Below are 20,509 nucleotides of genomic sequence, written 5' to 3'. Positions count from 1 at the left end.
CTGGCGCCTCGGGCATGACAGCAACACAGGATCGATCGCACCCTTCAGCAGCGGCACGGCTCGAGGGCGCGCTTGCGCGCATTGGTTCGCCAGAAGCAAAGAACGTCTTCACAGCCGTCTTCGCGGACAGCGCTAGGTGGGAGGCTGAGGCTGCGGACCGGCGTGCCGCTGCCGGGGCGTCCCGCGGTCCGCTCGACGGCCGCATCGTTTCCGTGAAAGCGTTGTTCGACGTCGCCGGAACGGTCACGAGCTCGGGCTCTGCTGTCCTGCGTCGTTTGGCACCGGCGCGTGAAGACGCCGAGGTCGTGAAGCGGTTGCGGGCTGCGGGTGCCATCGTTATCGGCAAGACGCAGATGACCGAGTTCGCCTTCTCGGCGCTGGGTACGAACCCACACGACGGGATGCCGGCCAATCCGCGAGACCGCGCTCGCGTTCCGGGAGGCTCTTCATCGGGCGCTGTCGTGTCAGTGATTGGCGGCATGGCCGACATCGCCATCGGCAGCGATACCGGCGGTTCTCTCCGAATCCCCGCCGCACTATCGGGCGCGGTCGGTCTCAAGCCGACCAGTGGCTTTGTGCCGACCACCGGCGCGTTCTCCCTGTCATCGAGTCTCGACACGATCGGTCCGATCGCCGCCAACGTCGAGGATTGCTTCGTGGCCGATCAGGCGCTTTCAGGTGAAGTCGCGCCGTCGCGGCTGCGGTCAGCATCCCCCGGCAGGTTCCGCCTTGTAGTTGCCCGCGGGCGCTTGTTCGATCGATGCGAACCCGAGGTGCTCGCTGCGTTTGAGAACGCCATGGAGCGGCTGCGATCACGGGGCTTGCAGACCAAGGATGGATCCATCGAGGCTGCTCTCGATGATCTCGCACAGATCGACAAGATCGGCACGTTCCCATCGGTCGAGGTCGGCGCAACCTTGCGCAGTTTTGGCCTCACGGAGTTGGACGGGATCGATCCTCGAACGCGCGTACGCATCGAGGCCGGAGCCAACATCCTCGGCACGGATTATGTGCGCATGGTGCGGCTCCGGCAGGCGGCGACCCGGTCTTTCGAACAGTCCTTCGGAAACAACGACGTGTTCGTTCTGCCGACGACACCAATCCGTGCGCCGCTGATTTCCTCCGTTGCAGAGGATGCGGCATTCCATGAACTAAATGGCCTCGTGCTGCGCAATCCGCGCGTCGCCAACTTGCTCGATTGTCCGTCGATCTCGCTGCCGTTGCCGCTCGAAAGTCTTCCCGTGGGTCTGATGCTGATTGGTCGCAGGAATGCCGACCGGCGCTTGCTGGAGATCGCGTCCAGCGTGGAAACGCTGCTGCGAGGATGTTTCCATGCTGCCTAACCTTTTCATGCGAAATGGCCGCCGAATCTACGACTGCTTGGAGAGGCTGTGGCGAGGCCGCCTCTGGTTGCGAATTGCAGATGGGGATGACGGCGAGACGTTTCTGGTGCAACAGTCGCAAGGAGGGCAAAAGGAGATTCGACAACCCCTGATTTCGCTGGTGGGCCCGGCAGGAATCGAACTTGCTGACTTTCTGCCGCGGACCCTCATCGATCCGCCCCGCAGCATGGTTTCCGCGTCAGGATCAGTGCTTGCGTTTGCTTCGCGACCTCTTTGGCGGCGGGCAGGTCGTGTCACGCACAACGAGTTCTGTCGGAATAAGAACTGACTCGAAAGGTGCGTCCCTGTTGCCAATGCGCCGCAACAGCAGTTGGACTGCGGCCTTGCCAACGTTCGGCCTGGGAATCGCGACAGTAGGGCTGGACGCCACAGGGTCGCTTCGGCAATGTCATCAAAGCCCACGACAGAAAAGTCTTCGCCTGGCGTTAGATTCCGCGAGCGAAGGCCGAGCATGGCGCCGAAAGCGACGATATCGTTGAAGCATACGACGGCAGTCGGCGGTTCAGGCAAATCGAGGAGTTGGAGGACGTGTGCCATTCCGACGTCGCGCGTCTCTGCGCCGGATAGAACTAGCCTCGGCTCAAGCGGAATACCGTGTTTAGCCAAAGCTTGCCGATAGCCGGCAAAACGATCGCGCCCGGTTGAAATGTTCTCGTTCGAGCCGATCATTCCGATACGCGTGTGACCAAGCTTGATGAGATGATCCACTGCCTTGATCATCCCACCGCGATGGTCAGGAGAGACGTAGTCGACCTTCGCGGAGGGAGATCTCAAGCGCGAGGTCGATGGTGCAAAGGCGCCGCTTAGTCGCCGCCACAGCTCGCGCCGGCGTAGTTGGCGGCGAGCGCGTTTTGCACGACCAAGACCCAGAGCGGAATTAGAACGCTTCAAATTGCATCGAGCCGGCCCCGGCGGTACGACCGTCGTCGGACAACCTTCAGCTTGGTATCCCGTGCGTCTGCTATCTTTACGATCGCGTCTCGCAGTGCTCGCCATGCTGCTCGCTCTGGCATCCTTTGGCGCAGCGCGGGCCGAGACGAGCGATGTCGAAACCACGTGGCGACTGTTGGATTACATCGCGGTGGATTACGCCGGTGCCGTGTCGCGCGGTGCGGTCTTAAGTCCTTCCGAATATGCCGAGCAGAACGAGTTCGCGGCGACCGTTGCCGCAAAGCTTGCTGCGCTCCCGCCCAAGCCGGAACGGCAAGCGCTTGCGACGGAAGCCGCCCGCCTTCAGCGCGCTATCGCAGACAAGGCTGATCCCGAGCAAGTCGCAGGTATCGCGCATGGCTTGGCGGCTGCGTTGCTCGCGGCCTACCCGGTGCCGCTGGCGCCGAACAAGCTTCCGGACTTCGCGCGCGGCGCGACGTTGTTCGGTCAGAACTGCGCTGCCTGCCATGGCGAGGCCGGCGACGGCCATGGGCCGGACGCCGTCAAGCTTGATACGCCGCCCATAGCGTTCACGGACGTCGATCGCGCTCGCCAGCGCAGCGTGTTCGCGCTCTACCAGGTGATCACCCAGGGGCTCGACGGGACCGCGATGCCGAGCTTCGACAGCCTACCGACCGATGATCGGTGGGCTTTGGCGTTCTACGTCGGTCATTTCGCCTTCCCGGGTTCCGCTGCGGCCGAAGGCGAACGGCTGTGGAAGCAGGATACCTCGCTTCACCGGCTCGTTCCCGATCTGAAGACGCTCGTCGGTACGACGCCCGCAGCGCTCATGAGCAAGGTCGGACAGGACAAGGCCGACGCTCTCATGGCTTATTTGCGCCGCCATCCCGACGCGGTCATGCAGCAGCAGGCCGGATCCCTGTCACTGGTGCGCGGCCGCCTGACCGAGAGTCTTGCCGCCTATCGTCAAGGAGACCGCCAGCGTGCCGGCGAACTGGCTTTGTCGGCCTATCTCGATGGATTCGAGCCCATCGAACCGGCGCTGGGTGCGCGCGATCGTACTCTCATGGAGCGGATCGAGGATGCGATGGGCGACTACCGCGCCGCCATCCAGGGCGGAGAGAGTGCTGATGCACTGGCCAATCGTGTGCAGGTCCTCGACGATCTTTTTGACGACGCCGAGGCGTCGCTTTCCCCCGATGCGGCAAGCGGCCTGTCAACGTTTCTCGGAGCGGCGACGATCCTGCTGCGCGAGGGACTGGAAACGCTGCTGATCGTCGTTGCGATGATCGCCTTCCTCCGCAAGGCCGAGCGGATGGAGGTTATGCCCTACGTCCACGCGGGTTGGGTGGGGGCCCTCATCGCCGGCTTCCTAACCTGGGTCGCCGCGACCTGGGTGGTCGGGATCAGCGGTGCGAGCCGAGAACTGACGGAGGGGTTCGGGTCGGTCCTCGCCGCCGTCGTGCTGCTCTCGGTCGGCATCTGGATGCACGGCAAGGCACAAGCCGACCAATGGCAACACTACATCCGTGAAAAGATGGCGAAGGCGTTGTCCGGCGGTTCGGCCTGGCTACTGTTCGGGCTCGCTTTCATCGTCGTCTACCGAGAGGTGTTCGAGACGATCCTTTTCTACGCGGCGCTGTGGACCCAGGGAAACGGCGGTCCGATACTGGCGGGGGCACTGAGCGCGTGCGCGGCGCTGGCGGTCATCGCGTGGGCGATGCTGCGCTATAGCAGCCGGCTACCGATCGGCAAGTTCTTCACTTACAGTTCGTGGCTCATGGCGGCTCTGACGGTCGTGCTGGCCGGCAAGGGCATCGCGGCCGTGCAAGAGGCCGGCGTCGTCAGCATTGCACCGTTACGCTCGGTGCCACGTATCTCGCTGGTCGGCCTGTTCCCAACCGCGCAAACGGTCGCGGCCCAGGTACTCATGATTGTGGCCCTGGCTATAGGCTTCGCCCTCAATCGTCGAAAAGTCGCATAGGACGGTGCCTTGGCAGTGGGCAGGATGACGAACTCGGCCAGTGCGGGGAGCAGCCGATAGCCTGACGCAAGAAGTCGCTCGGCCGCAAGGACTGAGGAACGGAGCTCCGACCCTAACCCTTGCGTTAGACAAGCGGCTCCGCGCGGAAAATTGGACATAGTCGAAATGACCGAAACTGCGATTCCGAATTCCACCGTCCGATACCGAATCACCGGGATGGATTGCTCGGGCTGCGCGGCAAAAATCGAGAGCGCGGTTCGCAGGGTGCCAGGCGTGGACGAGGCGAACGTCTCGATCGCCAGCCAGATCATGACGCTGCGGCTGGAGGAAGAGGAGCGTCCGTTGCCGCTTATCGAGGAAACAGTGACCGCGCTCGGGTATCAGCTCGCCCGCGCCGACGGGCGCGATGGCGGCAGCGACACGCCCGAACGCACCCACGTCACGCCGGTCAGGCGCGATGACCAGTCCGACCGATTAGAGAAGACAGCTTCGCGCGTTCAAGCGAAGGAGCTCGCCGCCAATGGCGCGCCGACTTCAAGCCGCATCTTGATTTCTGTTCGGGCCGTAGTCTTCCGGTTTTGACACAAATTAACCTGGTGTGGTGAAACCTGGATACACTTCTCTTGGTTGCGAAGACGAGTCTGCGATTGCGATGAAGCTGATTTCGGCTAGCAGCAATGCTGCCGGAATGCTCAGTGCCTCACACGCAGACTTCATGACAATGCTGGGCGGGCCGCGGCGATTGGTCTGCCTTTGCTGAGGCAGGCGCAGCGACCAAAGCCCGTTGGAGATACAGTCGTGGTCCGCTTGCATGTCGAACGCTTCATTCGTAGCCGAACTGTCCGACGATCCCTGGCGCTCGGCATCATCGCTCTGAGCGGATGGGCCCTGTTGCCGTATGTGACCTACAGGATCGCTCCCTCCGCCTTTGTCAACGCCGAGCTCATGCGCGTGACTGCACCGATCGCGGGTCAGCTCGCGCCCGATCTTCCACGCAAAGGTGAATATTTCCAGCGCAACCGGGTCGTGTCGCTGGTCGAGGCGCGTTCGCCGGATCGCCGGCACCTCATGGACCTAGATCAGCAGCTTGCCGTGTCCAGCAAGCGCGCAGAGCTCGCGCGTCGGCAACTCGAGGAGATCGCCGAGCTCGATCGCAAGCTCCGCGAGCGCAGCGAGGACTATCGTTTGGGGGCGGTCGCACGCCTGAGCCACGAGATCGGAGAAACGGAGGCTGAAAGAGGCGGCTGTCTCGCCGAGGCGCGGCAGCGGAACGATGTCGCGGGCCGGATGGAGAAGCTCGTCAGGCTCGGCATCAGTTCACAGATCCGTTCTTCCGAAGCCCAGGCTTCCCAGGAGGCAACCGCAACGCGGTGCCAGATGGCCGATGAACGCCTGCAGCGCTTCAAGACCGAGTTGGCGGCGGCCGAGAAGGGCATTTATCTTCGTGGCGATGCCAATGACGTGCCCTATTCTCAGCAACAGCGCGAGCGGCTTGTTCTCCGTCGCCAGGAGCTCGAGACGGACCTGTTGCAAAACAGCTCACGTTCCGGGCAGCTGGCCGCGGAAATCACAGAGGAGCGCGCTCGACTTGATCGCCTTCAACACTACGACCTGTCGTTGCCTGCAGCCCATGTGGTGTGGTCGGTCGCGGCCAGCCCGGGCTCGATGGTCACGGAAGGGCAATCGGTCTTCGACTTTGCAGATTGCGAACGCCGATTCATCGTTGTTGAACTGCCCGAGCGCGATTTCGAGAAGATCAAGCCAGGAGATGCGGCGACTGTCCGCCTGATCGGGAGTCGAGAGTGGAGGACCGGCCAGATCCGGCAAGTTCGCGGCTCGGCGGCGTACGCCGATGATCGACTGCTCGCGGCTCGGGTGCCGCGACCCGATCCGGGCAATATTACCGTTGAGATCTCGTTGCCGCCTAACGAGACGGCGGCCGATCACAATGGCTCCTGCGACATCGGGCGGCTGGCCGAAGTGCGCTTCGAGCGCAGCTCCGACGGCCTGCTTCGATTGGTCAGCGCGAAGCTGAAATGGCTGACCGCTCGGCTGGATCTCGACCAGTCATCCCTGTGAGCGAGAAATTCCGTGCAGGTCATGACTCTGTCCTTCGCTCAGCTGTTCGCGCCGATGTTGGGCGTCTTTGCGGCGATGTACCTGTTGGCGCCGACCTTTGCAGTCGCGCGCCTCTGGGCGCGTGTCGCGATTTTCGTCGCGGTTTGGCTTGTCGTCGCCCGCTATCTCGAATGGCGTATCTTCACCACCGTGCTGCCGGCAAGCGGGGCCTGGTATCAGGTCGGCTGGATCTGGTTCTGTCTCTTCGTTGAGCTCCTGACCTTCACGGATCAGTTCATTCTCTATCTGACTTTCCTTCGCAGGACCGATCGCCGCAGCGAGGCAGATCAGCATGAACGTCGGCTTCGCGGTCTGCCGGATGATGAGCTGGCCTCGGTCGACGTCTTCATTCCAACCTATGACGAGCCGTTCGAGGTGCTGGAAAAGACGATCACGGGCGCACTATGTCTGGACTATCCAAACTTCCAGGTCTGGGTCCTCGATGATGGTCGCAGGCCCTGGCTCAAGGAACTCTGCGAGCGCAAGGGTGCCGGGTATCTCACTCGTTCCGACAATGTGAATGCGAAAGCCGGCAATATCAATCATGCGCTGACGATGACGCATGGCGAGTTCTTCGCGATCTTTGACGCGGACTTCGTGCCGCAGCGCAATTTCCTGATGCGCACAATGGGCTTCTTCGCCGATCCAAAGATCGGAATCGTTCAGATCCCGCACGCCTTCTACAATGAGGACCCGATGCAGGCGAATCTCGGCCTGCACAGGGGACTGCCGGACGAACAACGGTTCTTCTTCGATTCCATCATGCCCGCGCGCGACGGCTGGGATGGTGCGTTTTGTTGTGGATCCAACTCCGTCACGCGTCGTGCAGCACTGCGCGCGGTAGGCGATTCCTTGCCGACCCAGTCCATTACGGAAGACATCCTGCTGACGCTGGTCCTGCTGCGCAAAGGATACGTCACCCGTTATCTTTGCGAGCCGCTGGCAATTGGATTGGCACCGGAAAGCCTTGGCGCCTTTTTTGTGCAACGGCAACGCTGGGCGCGTGGCGCGATCCAGACCCTGTATCTTGCCGCCGGCCCGCTCGGCCCCGGACTGAGCTTGATGCATCGGCTCCTCTTCTTTCCGACGCATTGGCTCTCATTGGGCTTGCGGGCGCTCATGGTCGTGGTGGTTCCGATCGTGTTCATGTGGACTGGCCTCCCGCCTGTCGTCGACGTCACCCCTGAGTCGGTCTTCTATTACTTGTTCCCCGCGATCCTGGCGCTCAACGGCGGTATTTCCTGGTTCGCACCGCACGCGCATTTTCCACTCGCTGCTCAGGTGTCGGCGACCATCCAGAGCTTCAAGATTCTACCGACGGTGCTCGGGACTCTCGTCAGGCCGAAGGGACATGCGTTCAGGGTGACGCCCAAGGGAGCCGCCGCGCGGTGCGCAAGCTATGCCGCGGAGATATTCTGGCCGTCGGCGGCCCTGATGGCGTTGACGGTTGTCGGCCTCGTTCTGAACACCATCCCGGAATGGCGGATCATCGATCATCCGGCCGCTTTGCCGATGGTCGCCTTCTGGTCGGTCGTGAACATCGTCGTGCTGTTCTTCGTCTGCATGACCTCGCTACAGGCGCGGATGGGGCGTTCCGAGGAACGCTTCGATGTCGACGAATCAGTCTTGATCCATACTGAGACCGGTGAGCTGCTTTCCGGGCGCATGAGCAACATCTCCCTTTCCGGCGCTGGCGTCCTGCTCGATTCCGGCATCGACTGTCCTCGCGGTGGAGAACCGCTGCGCGTACACATCATGCAGGTGGGCTGGGTCGACGCGATGATCGCGCAGCAAAGAGGTCAGCTCGTGGGGGTGCAGTTCAAATTGCCGCAGTCGCTCGAACGAGACCTGTTGATCCGCAAGCTCTTTACCGTCGCCCGCCTGAAGGAGAACAGTGTTATCGCATGGTCGGTGAACAGGACGATGCTCAAGAGCATCTGGTCAATGGCCGCGCCGTTGCCTCAGGTTGAGACAAGTGTGGCGAAATCCGCAGCGGCTTCGTCGGCTGAGCGTCTGCCGGCCGAGAGCCTGATCGTCCGGCCTCAACCGCGGATCGGCGATTTGGCACATCTCGCCGGAGCTCGAAGCCTGCATCCGACAAGTTTCACCAGAACCTGGCTTTAGCGGGTCGCCGGCTCGGTGCTCCAGGCCATCGGCTGAGCTGATGATGTCGATCCCTGTGCTCGTCGACCGGTCCGCGAGCTGTCGATCGACATAAGCCGGCTCCAACCAAAAATGGGCAAGCCTGTCATAGCCCGAATCGTCCTGGGGTTTCAGGGGTAGAGGGAACATCTCTTGTCCGATCATCGCAGCGATTTTCGCCAAGGGCGTCTGACGTTCTGGGCATCCGTATTTGTGGCGGTTGCCTGCGTGGCGATTGTCGCAGTCAGCGGCTGGCGGGAGTGGTCTGCGCGACAGGCGACGTTGAAGAGCTCCGAGACCGACATGGCCAATCTGGCCCGATCGCTGACGCAGCACGCGGATGACACCTTCGAGCTCGCCGACACTGTTCTCAATGTGCTGGTTGGCCAGCTCGAACTGGAGGGAACTGGCCCTGCCGCAATTGCCAAGATTCAGACCTTTCTTTCCCGGCGCAAGGCCGCGAATCGAATCCGGGCAGTGTTCATCTATGACGAGACCGGACGCTGGCTCGCTACCAGCGAGCCCGTGGACTTCGCCAGCCTCAACAACAGCGACCGGGAGTATTTCCAGCATCATCGTGCCGTGGCCGACCGGGGAACCTTCATTGGACATCCGGTGAGGAGTCGGTCCGGCGGGCAGTGGATCATCACCGCGTCAAGGCGCTTCAATCATCCTGACGGCAGTTTTGCCGGCGTCGCCCTTACGACGATCAACGTTGACTACTTTCTGCAGTTTTATGGCGGGTTCGACATTGGCCAGAATGGTTCAGTTGCGCTGGCGACCGCAGACGGCGTTATCCTCGCACGTAGCCCGGACAACGGATACACGGGCCGCGATCTGTCCAGCACCCCGCTTATTAGGAACCTCCGCGAGCGGCCGGCTGCGGGCGCCTACTACTTCACGTCGCCTCTCGACGGGGTTCGGCGTCTGAGCTTTTATCAACGGAGCAGTCGCTACCCCGTTCTCGTGGTTGCCACGGAATCCGAAGACGACGTCTTGGCGCCCTGGCGCAGAGCCGCTCTGGGGCGCATGGCTGCGGTCCTGGGACTGGCAGGAGGGCTGGCGGTTGCGGGGCTCTTGCTGGTGCATCAGCTGCACCAGCGGCAAAAGATGGCCGCAGCTCTGGTCGCCAAGGAGGCGGATTTTCGCCTCCTCGCAGAGCAGTCGGGAGATATGGTGATGCGCATCGCGATCGATAGGCAGATCCTCTATGCGTCGCCGTCCAGCGCTCAGGTTCTTGGCTGGGCTCCGAACGAGTTAGTGAATACGTCAGCCCTCGCCGGGATAAATCCTGCGGACCTGGCACGGGTCGAGCAAACGATCTCCGCGTTGATGGACGGCGAAGCCGAAGAGGCGAGAATTGCATATCGCACCCGTCATCGCGAAAAAATCGAGGTCTGGATCGAAACTGCGCTGCGCGCCACCAGGAATCCGCAGAGTGGGGACATCAACGGCGTGGTGGCGATCTCGCGCGACATGACCGAACATAAGGATCTTGAGGATAAGCTGTCGGCTCTCGCGATTTCGGATGGCCTGACGTCATTGGCAAACCGCAGGCACTTCGACGAGCGGCTGGCGGCGGAATGGGATCGCGCCAGGCGCGAGGGAGCGCCTTTATCGCTCTTGCTGATCGACGTCGATCATTTCAAGAGCTTCAACGATCAGTACGGGCATCAGGCCGGCGACGCGTGTCTTCGCTCAATCGCCGGGGTCCTGGCGGAGCAGGCCAGACGCCCGGCAGACGTGGCGGCCCGGTACGGTGGTGAGGAATTCGCCTTGCTGTTACCGAATACTGATGCAGGAGGGTGCAAGCAGGTCGGCGAGCAAATTCGGCAAGCGATCCAGGAACTCGGCATCCTGCACGCGCTCAACCCGCCGTCCAAGCAGGTCACTGTGAGCATTGGCGGCGCGACACACGTGGCGCTGACCGACAAGGCGGATTGCGCGTCATTGATAGCGGCTGCGGATAAGGCGCTCTATGCCGCCAAGGAGAGCGGGCGCAACGGCCTCGTGATGTCAGGGCAAATCATCGCGTGGCCTGGCTCGATACGGGCTTGACGGGGGCAGCAATCAGACAAGCGCCATCGCTGTACCCCCTGCGGCGCTGAACGCGACGACGATGAGCGGAGGAGCGCGCCAGGCGACCAGCAGGACGAAGCCAACGAGCGCGATGCCGAAGTCCCGTGGCGAATGCACGGTCGCTGTCCATACCGGATCGTAGAGTGCCGCCCCCAACACGCCGACGACCGCGGCGTTGACACCCCGCATCATCGCCTGGGCGCCGGCGCGCTTGCGGAACGAATCCCAGAACGGCAAGGCTCCGAGCAGCACCAGCATCCCGGGCAGGAAGATGCCGACGAGGCCGAGCGCCGCGCCCGCGAGCCCATGCGGCTCGGCAGAAACCACCGTGCCCAGATAGCCCGCGAAGGTGAAGAGCGGGCCGGGGACGGCCTGGGCGGCACCATAGCCGGCGAGGAATGCGTCGTCGCTCAACCAGCCCGGTGCGACGAATGCTTCGCGCAGCAGCGGGAGCACGACATGGCCGCCGCCGAAGACGAGCGCGCCCGAACGATAGAAGGCATCGAACAGGGCGATGCCCGAGGATCCCGTCAGGCCGCGCAGCGCGGGAAGCCCCACCAGCAGAACGATGAACATCCCGAGCGTAATCAGGCCCACGGTCCGCGACACTGGAATCTCGACATGCCCGGACGGGGCCGGCGCCTCGCTGCGGCACAGCCACAGTCCGATCAACCCGCCGAGGACGATCGCTCCGATCTGCGCGATCGACGACGTGCTGAAGAGGATGATGAGCGCCGCCACCACCGCGATCGACGCGCGCTCGCGGTCGGGACAGAGGTTGCGCGCCATGCCCCAGACCGCCTGCGCCACGATGGCGACGGCCGTCAACTTCAATCCGTGCAGCAGGCCGCCGCCAAGCGGTCCGCTCAACACGCCGGCGCCGTAGGCGAACAGGATGAGCGCCGCGGCGGAAGGCAGCGTGAAGCCGGTCCAGGCGGCGAGCGCCCCGAGATATCCGGCCCGCATCAGGCCGATCGAGAAGCCGACTTGGCTGCTGGCCGGGCCCGGCAGGAATTGGCACAGCCCGACCAGATCGGCGTAGGCGTGCTCGTCGATCCACTTCCGTCGCACGACGAACTCGTCGCGGAAGTACCCGATGTGCGCGATCGGACCGCCGAAGCAGGTCAGTCCAAGCTTCAGGAAGATCCGCAGGACCTCCAGCGGCGAGCCGGCGCTGGACCGGACTCCGGTAGAGGTATCGGTTGATGAATTCAGATTGGTCACAGACGTTTGATCCGATTCCGGCTGCACACTTATCGGCTTTCGATAATTGATATCGGTCGGACCAGCCAGTCCTAATCCTTCATGTCCTCGCCTGTGAATTCGAGGAGGCGCGTGGCGGCCTCGAGAAGGCTTTCAAGGATTACGAACAGAAGAACGAGAAGGCTTGGCGCTGATCAATGCGGCACCGTGCGGCCCTGTACACGGGAGTGTGCATCATGGGATCAGTCATGCCAACCAAGCGCCGTCTGCTTCTGCTCGGAGGGACGTTGGCGGCCGTTGCAGCGCCCGCCGTTCTCGCCAAACGGGCCTTCGCCGATGAGAAGGGCGTTGGCGAGAAGCTGAAGCAAGCAATCACGGGAAAAATGCCGTGTCGTCTTTCGTGACGATGCCAGGCGTCGCCTATTCGGCGATATCACCTACAAAAGTCGACGGCGGCATAGTCGCGGAACCAAAGCCTTGCGTTCGCATTGCCGTCGCTGAACTCGCCGCGGAAATGCCCGACTGGCGGCGTGTCGCCGAGCGCCTGACGGTGGAGGACGATGAGGGACAGTGCGTCGGAGATTGCCGAGATCAGGGATGGCGTTCACCTCTGCATCGACATGCAGAACATTTTCGCCCCCGGCGGGCTCTGGGCGACACCCTGGATGGAGCGCGTCCTGCCGACGATCGCCTCGATTGCTTCGCGCCATCCGGCCAGAACGATCTTCACGCGCTTCATCACGCCGCATGATCCGGAAGACCGTCCGGGCCAGTGGCAGAGCTATTTCCAGCGCTGGCGCGAGGCGACCCGAAGACATCTTCCGCCATCCGGTCTCGAACTGGTGCCGGCCTTGGCAGGGTTCGTTCCGCCGGCCGCGGTGATCGACAAGCCGGCCTATTCCGCGTTCAGTAATCCGGGTCTTGCGAGCATGCTGATCGAAAAGAACGTCGGCACGGTCGTGGTCACCGGGGCCGAGACGGATGTCTGCGTGCTATCGACGGTCCTGAGCGCCGTCGATCTCGGCTTCAGGGTCGTCATCGTCGAGGACGCGCTGTGCAGTTCGTCCGATGTCGGGCACGACGCGCTCATGACGATGTACCGCACCCGCTTTCACGGTCAGGTCGACCTCGTGACCGCGGAGGAGCTGGCGGAGTTCTGGCGGGAGTAGATTCGCCAGGCATTCCGACGAAGTGCGGCGGCCGATTCACATAGCCTAATGCACGGGTCATCCGGAGCGGCCAGACTGTGCCGGCTGGAAAGGGGGCTGCGATGGCGATGGATCGCATCGAACAGGCCTTTGTCGCGACCGCGATCACGGGTTTTCTCGTGATGATGGCGGCGATCGTCTGGATGATGGTGAGCTGACGCGGGGAGGTTGGTGATCTTACGCGTCGCGCTACCTTACGCCGCGGTTATCCTGTGCCTGGCGGTGACCGCCTGGCTCGCTTTCGCGCATTTGTTCTGATCGCCTGACCGTCGTCAACCGTGCGGATCGGCGATGAGAGCGGCCAGCTTCCGCGCCATCGCGGCCAGATCGATCGGCTTTTCCAGAAGCGGCACGTCTTCGAATTCTGGTCCGACTGTGATCTTGTCGTAGCCAGTGGTGAACACGAAAGGCACGTTGCGCGCCTTCAATTCGCGTGCGATCGGAAAGATCATCTCGCTGCGGATGTTCACGTCCAGCACCGCGGCATCCAACATGCTGCCGTCGTGCAGGATTTTGAGTGCATCCTCGAAATGCCCGGCAGGACCCGCAATCTCCGCCCCGAGCGCGCGGAACGCGTTGCCGATGTCATCGGCGAGAAAATACTCGTCCTCGACAATGAAAATGCGACGCCCGGTGAGAAGCGTACGCTGACCCGACGCCGATATCGCCATGGTGATCCAGTCTCCGCTTCCAGCCCCGTAAGAACATGAAATCGGGACCCGCCTTGTTTGAAAACGGCGCAATCAAGCCCGAGTTCCATGGCTACATCGTCATCGGGGGGCTCGGCGGGAACGAGCCTGGCTCTGAAGCAGATTCTGGACCATTTCCCCATCTGCCGGCAGCCGTCATCATCGTCCTGCACATCCCGGCGCAGCGTCGCGGGCCTGCCGATCCGCCGTACGGAGAACGGTATGAAGATCGAGCCCGGCCGGATTTATCTGGCCGCCGGCGGTTGCGGCGCGGCATATCCACGGCGGCGCAGCCTCTGCTTTCCCGCGACCAGACCGGCGGTAAGGTCGGTATCCGCCCTGAAGCCCGGGACGGGCGCCATGGCTCGGACCATTTCTAGCTGCCATCTGTTGGGATAGCATCTATTTCTGCTATGTGCTCGGCGGGACGCGGTTCGCCCGGCCGGTCAATGAAAGCTAGCGAAACCATGCACGAAGAGGGCGACCAGCCGGTCGGAAGAGCGCGTCAGATCAGGTCCCCGCTGATCATCGGGGTGGGCGCCTCGCCGACCGCTCTGGACAGTATCGAGCGCTTTTTCGCCAAGCTCACCGTTGGGGCCGACCAGGCCGTCGTGCTGGCGCTTCGGCATCATGAGGGGGTGGACGAGCCGCGGTTGCGCGAGATCCTGCAAAACTCGAATGCTCACAAGGTCTCCGGCGTCAGCGACGGCGAAACGATCGAGGGCGGTACGATCTATCTTTGTCCGCCGGCGATGATCACCACGATCGAGGGCGGTCGTTTCGCAATCCGCAAGGCCGAACAGGCCCCCGGCGAGCGGCTCACGATCGACAGCTTTCTGGTGTCGCTGGCGGAAGAACGCGAGCAAGCGATCGGCGTGATCCTGTCCGGCACCGGCGGCGATGGCACGCTCGGCACGGCGACGCTGAAGGCTCATGGCGGTCTCGCCATCGTAGAAGAGGTCACGAGCGAGGAGTCGGATCATCTCCAGGAGGCCAGCTCGCTGGCGGCGATCGCGGATTACATGTTGCCGCCGCAGGACATTCCGGAGCACATCCAGGTTTATGCCCGCCACCTGCGACGGTTGGACGAGAAGCAGGGGGGCGACGATGTGACCAATGAGGAGCTCAAATTCTCCAACCAGGAGTACCAGTCGCTCAAGGAGGAACTGCAGTCGGTCAACGAGGAGTTGACCATCGTCAACGGAGAGCTGGCGCATCGTGTCCAGGAACTCACCCGCGCCACCAGCGACCTCAAGAATTTCATCGAGAGCACGCAGATCGCGACCGTATTCCTCGACAACGATCTGCGCGTGATGAACTTCACGCCAGCGATTACGCAGGTTCTGCATCTGGTCGAGACCGATACGGGCCGGCCCATTGCCCACATCAAGGCGCGTATCCCGATCGCGGAGCTCTATGACGACATCAGTCGCGTGCTGAGCACGCTCGCCAGCGCCGAGCGCGAGCTGAGTGCGCCTGATAGCGGCACGCGCTACATCGTGCGCATGCTGCCCTATCGCAGCATCGACGATTTCATCGCCGGCGTCGTCATCACCTTCATCGACGTCACCGCGATCACCCGGGCCGAGGAGCGGCAGCGCCTGTTGTTGGCCGAGCTCCAGCATCGCGTCCGCAACACGCTCAGTGTGGTGCGATCGATCGCCCGCCGCTCGGCGGAATCGAGCACCACCGTCGAGGAATATGCCTCCCATCTCGACGGCCGGCTGAACGCCTTCGCCCGCACCCTGGCGCTGGTGACCCGCGATCCCGAAGGCGGTGTCGACCTCGAATATCTCGTGGTCGAGGAGTTGCTGGTCTACAACGCCCGCGAAGGCGAGCAGATGAGGGTCTCTGGCCCGAAGGTGCGCTTTCAGCCCAAAGCCGCGGAGACCTTCGCGCTCGCGATCCATGAGCTCGCGACGAATGCGCTCAAATACGGCGCCCTGAGCCAGCCGAGCGGACGCATCGAAGTCACCTGGCGCCTCGACGAGAGCACGGAGGCGGCGGATCTGGTGTTCGATTGGCGGGAGCGGGGTGGGCCGCAAGTGGCGCCGCCGCCGCGAAAAGGTTTTGGCACCGAGCTTCTCGAGCGTACGCTGGCCTTCGAGTTCAAGGGCCAGACCACGATGGCCTTCAATCCTGGGGGGCTGCAATGCACGATCATCATTCCCTTGAGCAAACGCACTTTCCACACGCCGTCATTGGCTGACTGATGTCCTTGTCGATCGCCGATCGCAGCCTGGTGGAGCCGGCCATTCGCCGGCTGAACGCGTTGAGGCCGTTGTCGGCAGAGGCGCGCGCTGCGCTTGACTTTGCGATGCTCGAAGGGTTGCAACGCGCCGGCTCCGGCGAGGACCTGATCTCGGAAGGGGATCCCGTCGACAGCGTCCGCGTCGTGCTGTCGGGCTGGCTCTGCCGCTACAAGACGCTCGAGGACGGAAGGCGCCAGATCGTCAATTTCATCTTCCCGGGCGAGAGCTGCGACGCGCATGCATATCTGCTCGCGGTCATGGACCATTCCATCGCGACGCTGACGCCGGTGGTCTACGCTGAAATCAAGCGCGCACGTTTCGAGAGCCTGATCGCGAGCGACAGATCGCTTGCGGAAGCATTCTGGTCCGAGAGTCTCGTCAACAACGCGATCCAGCGCGAATGGGCCATCAATCTCGGCCGCCGCGTCGCGCTGGAGCGCGTCGCGCATCTGTTCTGCGAGATCTTCGAGCGGCTTCGTCCTGTCGGCATGATCGAGGGTAATTCCTGCGTCATGCCGGTGACGCAGATGGATCTCGCCGATGCCACCGGCCTGTCCGTGGTTCATCTCAATCGCACCGTGCAGGAGCTGCGCGCGTCCGGCCTGATCGTGCTGCGCGAGCGGACCCTGACGATTCCCGACCTCGACGCGCTCAAGGACACAGCGCTGTACTCGCCGAGTTATCTGCAACTGTATCGAGGGGCTGAAACAACCGATGATGCTAGGCGGGAGCAACAAATCCGACATAGGACATCTCGGCTACAAGATTAACATAGGTTAGTAGGAAGCGTCTCGGGCCGTCTAATCAATACGACCGCTCGCGTTCAATTGGTGCTGTACGGGGGTGTATGAGGTTGTGAGCTCTTAATCCAAGTTGGCTTTGCGTCTCGCCATCATGGACAGCGCCATGCTGCGCTCGGAAATCAAGGCACGCCGGGACAACGAGGAGCGCTGATCGCGAACTTTTGCACGGAACAGGCAACCGTTCCACCTCCGGAACGTTGATCTCCCGCCGCAGTGAAGACTGCGAAACTGAGCAGTGACGAGAACGCAACGACGCGCTCCGCCCAGAAACAGGGAGACGCCTGATGTCGATGCGGCGTCGATTCAAGCATACGGATCCTCTGGAAATCCGGTTGGCTGCCGAAGCGGAGCGGCTGCGCGAAGAAGCCAAATCGCTTCCGCCCGGCGCGGCGCGCGACGGGATGTTGCGCAAGGCGCGTCAGGCTGAAACAGGGTCTCAGATGAGTGAGTGGCTGAGGTCGCCGGGCTTGCAGCCGCCGGACTAATGCAGCCGCGGTTGGAGCGTGCAGCACGTCCGGCTGCACGCGCCGGGAACGGGTTGGATGTCGGCGCGTACCGATGCGCTGATGTCTTGTTCTGATGTCTTGGGCTGATGTCTTGGGCAGAAACCCGAAAAACGACCACCACGTCCATCGTCCCCGTTGCGTCCGGTTGTGACCCGGCGGTGCCTATCGTCAACGCCGCTTCCGCGCGTTCCAGATCGGTCCGGACGGGCGTGTGTTCGGATGCATCAATCTCGTCTGCGACAATGACGAGCAGGCCAAGCGCGAAGCCGCCGCGCTCGTACTGGTCCATCGCATCGAGCTGTGGCGGCTCGACCAGCGCATCGCGCGCTTCGATCTGCCCCAGGAGGTGGTACGCCAGTAGAGCTGTGGGAACCGCGCGCTGCGCCCCGGGTTGGTCGAACGCTACCGACTTTGCCAGGAGCCAGCATGACGGACGCCGACATTCGCAAGGGGATGCCGCCCGTCAGGCTGTCGCGCGAGGAGTTCGAGCGGCGTTACAGGAGCCAGTTCGTCGATCCCGCCTTTGCCCCGCTGCAACGCGAGCTTGATGCCATCGTCGCTGCCGCCTGGGACGCCTACAGCCATTCGCGCAAGGCGCCGCTGACGCGCAAGGCGGGCGCGGGCTTCGCCGATCCCGATTACGATATCGCCGTCGACTGGCTCGATGCGCGCGCCGCCGTGCTTGCGGCGCAGCGACGGCATGACGATGCGGACCAGACGCCACGCATCCTGATCATCAACGGCTCGGCCCGCAGCGAGCACACCTGTCCCGGCGAGATGTCCAAGACCTGGCGCCTGGTCAAGCTGGCCGAGCCGGTCTTCACCGCGATGGGATTTGCCGTCGACATCCTCGATCTGTCGCGGCTCGCCTCGGAATTCGGCAAGACTATCCATCCCTGCAAATCCTGCGTTGCGACCGCGATGCCGCTCTGCCACTGGCCGTGCAGCTGCTATCCAAATTATTCGCTGGGGCAGACCGGCGATTGGATGAACGAGATCTACCCGCTGTGGGTCGCCGCGCACGGCATCCTGATCGTGGCGCCGGTGAACTGGTACCACGTGCCAGCCGGACTCAAGGCGATGATGGACCGCATGGTCTGCGCCGACGGCGGCAATCCCGATCCGACCTCGACCCACGGCAAGAAGGCCGCCGAAGCCAAGGCCATGGAGCTGAAGGGCTGGTCTTATCCGCGTCATCTCGCCGGCCGTCATTTCGGCATCGTCGTTCACGGCGATGCGGTCGGCGCCGAGGGCGTGCGCCGCGCCTTGTCCGACTGGCTGACCGACATGCAGCTGATCTCGGCCGGCCGCTTCGCCGAGCTTGACGGCTATGTCGGCTACATGGAGCCATACGCCACCTCGCACCGCGAGCTCGACGAAGACGGCGAATTCCAGCAGCAGGTGCAGAATGCAGCGCGCGCGCTCGGCAACGCGGTCCGGTTGGCGCGGGGCGGGCGGCTCGAGGAGCCCGGTGCCGATCTTGCGGACCCAAACCCCAAATGACCAGCGCGGCGACCGGAACCTGGAACGAAGCGCGTGGCCCCGCTTTGGTCGAGCGGAGTAGGGCGCGCGATTGGAGAGAACGGATGGCTCAGTCCGAAGACATGACCCGCTGCATCGGGCTCTGCATGAGCTGCTACCAGATCTGTCTCGGCACCGCGATGAACCACTGCCTCGAGACCGGCGGCAAGCACGTCGAGCCGAAGCACTTCCGCCTGATGATGGCCTGCGCCGAAATATGCCGGACGGCCGCGCATTTCATGCTGATCAACACGCCGCATCACAAGCACACCTGCGGCGAATGCGCGGAAATCTGCGCCGAATGCGCCGAGGATTGCGAGCGGATCGGCGGCATGGACGAATGCGTCGCGATGTGCCGCTCGTGCGCCCAATCCTGCCGCGCGATGGCGGCCTGAAGGACAAAGCCCATGCTGGAAGAGAAACTCAAGGAAGCCATCATCGGCGAGCTGCAAAGACAAGCCGCCGACCGGCCGCAAGCACTCAAGGTCCAGGGTGCGGACGAGGTGAACCGCTCGGAGGAGCTGACCGTCAACGGCAAGGTCGACCTTGGCGCGCTGGTCATGGTGATCGCGGGATCAGTGGCCGGCGGCCCTTAGCTCGGTCGTCGACCGGCCGCTTTAGCCGTATTCCTCGCCGATGCCGTATTCCCGGTAGATCTCCAGCGGATCGAGGTCGGGAAACAGGCGGCATTTGGCCTGGGCCAGGTGCAGGCTCACCGCCGCCGGCTCCTTGCCGTTCGCGAGCAGCTTGCGGATGTCGTCCATATGCGCGTTCGGCCGGTGCTTTGGCTCGAGCTGCTCCAGCGCGACCAGCGCGGTCGCAAGCGCTTCGGTCAGAACCCAGTCGTCGTGGCCCGTGATTCCCTTCTTCGGCATCGGCAGACCCCACATGTGGCGGCGGTCGATAGTCTATCGCGACTTTCGCCAAATCGCCATTGAGCCGTTGCGGGCACCCGGCGCGGGAATGGGCCGAGGCCGTGCTTCGGCTTGCAATATGGCCGCGTGTGGCTAAAAGGCGGCGAGTTGCGGGGCGATAGTATCTTTGTTGAAACAAACTTGGCGTAGACGGGCCTGCACGGCATCCAGGCCGGCTGCTCCGGTCTGGCCCCCTGATCCCGTATGCGCAACGATCCGGTTGCGCATCCCTCAAGGCTCGAGCCAGCATGGTTTTTCTCAGCTTCGTCTACCGCTTCATCACCAATTTCGCGTTCATGGCGGTGGTCTATTTCAGCCTGAATTTCATGGAGAAGTATCCGAACCGGGCGATCCTGGCGATCCTGGTGCTGGTCTATGCCGCCATGCGCGCAGCCTCGACGCTGCGCGCGTTCTATTTCTTCCAGAAGATCGAAAAGCTGGAGGCCGAGACGCGGCGCCTCCAGGCCCCGATCAATGATGGTTCGGGCGGAACCTCGGCGCGCAAGCAGGTGGTCGCCGACGTTGCGCGGCTGCGGCGCGACGGCGAGCTCAAGTCCTATATGGACCTGTTCTTCCTGGCGTTGATCGTGCTGCTCTGCGTCGCCGCGATCATGCGGCAGTAGGGGTTTAAGCGCGCTTCTTCAGGCTGGCGGTCCCGATCGGACGCGGCGCGGCGGTCTTGGGCGCCGTGGTGTTGGCCTGCGCAGCGCGCTTCGGTGTGCCATGCGCGGCATGCGCCGTCCGCCGTCCCAGCGATTTGGCGGCCTTGCCCTTGGCCGCATGAGGCCTCTCGGCT

The 20,509-nt window shown here is 63.1% G+C and carries 19 protein-coding genes and 1 pseudogene; 16 read left to right on the top strand and 4 right to left on the bottom strand.

Annotated elements, in window-relative coordinates; translation table 11 throughout:
• Positions 1-14 precede the first annotated feature (14 nt).
• Positions 15-1,343, top strand: coding sequence for an amidase family protein (locus tag CWO91_RS28690; protein ID WP_130218345.1), 1,329 nt, complete (start codon positions 15-17; stop codon positions 1,341-1,343).
• A 244-nt stretch (positions 1,344-1,587) separates the two neighbouring features.
• Here CWO91_RS28690 and CWO91_RS28685 read toward each other — a convergent pair.
• Positions 1,588-2,123 (bottom strand): annotated as a pseudogene (locus CWO91_RS28685) (substrate-binding domain-containing protein).
• 274 nt (positions 2,124-2,397) lie between these two features.
• Between CWO91_RS28685 and CWO91_RS28680 the strand changes: the two are divergent.
• The 5 genes from CWO91_RS28680 (at position 2,398) to CWO91_RS28660 (ending at position 10,596) form a co-directional block, all read left to right on the top strand.
• Positions 2,398-4,278 carry a cytochrome c/FTR1 family iron permease gene (locus tag CWO91_RS28680; RefSeq protein WP_245471409.1) on the top strand — a complete coding sequence of 627 codons (1,881 nt, stop codon included), beginning with the start codon at positions 2,398-2,400 and terminating at the stop codon, positions 4,276-4,278.
• A 165-nt stretch (positions 4,279-4,443) separates the two neighbouring features.
• Positions 4,444-4,860 carry a heavy-metal-associated domain-containing protein gene (locus tag CWO91_RS28675; RefSeq protein WP_130218342.1) on the top strand — a complete coding sequence of 139 codons (417 nt, stop codon included), beginning with the start codon at positions 4,444-4,446 and terminating at the stop codon, positions 4,858-4,860.
• Positions 4,861-5,076: 216 nt separating this feature from the next.
• Positions 5,077-6,357 carry an HlyD family efflux transporter periplasmic adaptor subunit gene (locus CWO91_RS28670; RefSeq protein WP_245471408.1) on the top strand — a complete coding sequence of 427 codons (1,281 nt, stop codon included), beginning with the start codon at positions 5,077-5,079 and terminating at the stop codon, positions 6,355-6,357.
• A 189-nt stretch (positions 6,358-6,546) separates the two neighbouring features.
• Complete coding sequence (locus CWO91_RS28665) at positions 6,547-8,520, top strand: glycosyltransferase (RefSeq protein WP_245471407.1); 1,974 nt, start codon at positions 6,547-6,549, stop codon at positions 8,518-8,520.
• A 171-nt stretch (positions 8,521-8,691) separates the two neighbouring features.
• Entirely contained in the window at positions 8,692-10,596 is a 1,905-nt protein-coding gene (locus CWO91_RS28660) for a sensor domain-containing diguanylate cyclase (protein WP_165405768.1), read from the top strand.
• Between the two features lie 12 nt (positions 10,597-10,608).
• Here CWO91_RS28660 and chrA read toward each other — a convergent pair whose 3' ends face one another.
• Positions 10,609-11,832, bottom strand: coding sequence for a chromate efflux transporter (gene chrA, locus CWO91_RS28655; protein WP_130218369.1), 1,224 nt, complete (start codon positions 11,830-11,832; stop codon positions 10,609-10,611).
• A gap of 548 nt (positions 11,833-12,380) precedes the next feature.
• Between chrA and CWO91_RS28650 the strand changes: the two genes are divergently transcribed.
• Entirely contained in the window at positions 12,381-12,989 is a 609-nt protein-coding gene (locus CWO91_RS28650) for a cysteine hydrolase family protein (protein ID WP_130218340.1), read from the top strand.
• 311 nt (positions 12,990-13,300) lie between these two features.
• On the opposite strand, the gene CWO91_RS28645 is transcribed toward CWO91_RS28650, so the two are convergent.
• Complete coding sequence (locus CWO91_RS28645) at positions 13,301-13,699, bottom strand: response regulator (protein WP_130218339.1); 399 nt, start codon at positions 13,697-13,699, stop codon at positions 13,301-13,303.
• A 53-nt stretch (positions 13,700-13,752) separates the two neighbouring features.
• Between CWO91_RS28645 and CWO91_RS44580 the strand changes: the two genes are divergently transcribed.
• From CWO91_RS44580 to CWO91_RS28610, 8 genes are all read left to right on the top strand, one after another.
• A complete protein-coding gene (locus tag CWO91_RS44580; protein WP_245471406.1) occupies positions 13,753-14,097 on the top strand; it encodes a hypothetical protein in 345 nt (114 codons plus the stop codon).
• Between the two features lie 33 nt (positions 14,098-14,130).
• Positions 14,131-15,930, top strand: a complete 1,800-nt coding sequence (locus CWO91_RS28635; RefSeq protein WP_433995581.1) for a sensor histidine kinase — start codon at positions 14,131-14,133, stop codon at positions 15,928-15,930.
• Positions 15,930-16,739 (top strand): Crp/Fnr family transcriptional regulator, encoded by an 810-nt coding sequence (locus CWO91_RS28630; protein ID WP_130218338.1) that lies wholly within the window; start codon positions 15,930-15,932, stop codon positions 16,737-16,739. The genes CWO91_RS28635 and CWO91_RS28630 overlap by 1 nt, the downstream gene beginning before the upstream one ends.
• A 317-nt stretch (positions 16,740-17,056) precedes the next feature.
• Complete coding sequence (locus CWO91_RS28625) at positions 17,057-17,257, top strand: hypothetical protein (protein WP_130218337.1); 201 nt, start codon at positions 17,057-17,059, stop codon at positions 17,255-17,257.
• 232 nt (positions 17,258-17,489) lie between these two features.
• Complete coding sequence (locus tag CWO91_RS43320; RefSeq protein WP_165405767.1) at positions 17,490-17,639, top strand: hypothetical protein; 150 nt, start codon at positions 17,490-17,492, stop codon at positions 17,637-17,639.
• 65 nt (positions 17,640-17,704) lie between these two features.
• Complete coding sequence (locus CWO91_RS28620) at positions 17,705-18,781, top strand: flavodoxin family protein (protein WP_130218336.1); 1,077 nt, start codon at positions 17,705-17,707, stop codon at positions 18,779-18,781.
• An 83-nt stretch (positions 18,782-18,864) separates the two neighbouring features.
• Positions 18,865-19,194 (top strand): four-helix bundle copper-binding protein, encoded by a 330-nt coding sequence (locus tag CWO91_RS28615; RefSeq protein ID WP_130218335.1) that lies wholly within the window; start codon positions 18,865-18,867, stop codon positions 19,192-19,194.
• 12 nt (positions 19,195-19,206) lie between these two features.
• Positions 19,207-19,395, top strand: a complete 189-nt coding sequence (locus CWO91_RS28610) for a hypothetical protein (RefSeq protein WP_130218334.1) — start codon at positions 19,207-19,209, stop codon at positions 19,393-19,395.
• A gap of 21 nt (positions 19,396-19,416) precedes the next feature.
• On the opposite strand, the gene CWO91_RS43315 is transcribed toward CWO91_RS28610, so the two are convergent.
• Complete coding sequence (locus CWO91_RS43315; protein WP_036017983.1) at positions 19,417-19,674, bottom strand: hypothetical protein; 258 nt, start codon at positions 19,672-19,674, stop codon at positions 19,417-19,419.
• Between the two features lie 287 nt (positions 19,675-19,961).
• Between CWO91_RS43315 and CWO91_RS28600 the strand changes: the two genes are divergently transcribed.
• The gene (locus CWO91_RS28600; RefSeq protein WP_091889588.1) at positions 19,962-20,336 is read left to right on the top strand and encodes a hypothetical protein; all 375 of its coding nucleotides are present in this window, start codon (positions 19,962-19,964) and stop codon (positions 20,334-20,336) included.
• Positions 20,337-20,509: the final 173 nt, after the last annotated feature.

Origin of the sequence: Bradyrhizobium genosp. SA-3 (genome assembly GCF_004212635.1) — a bacterium.
Lineage (GTDB): Bacteria > Pseudomonadota > Alphaproteobacteria > Rhizobiales > Xanthobacteraceae > Bradyrhizobium.
This window is presented reverse-complemented; position numbering and strand designations above follow the sequence as displayed.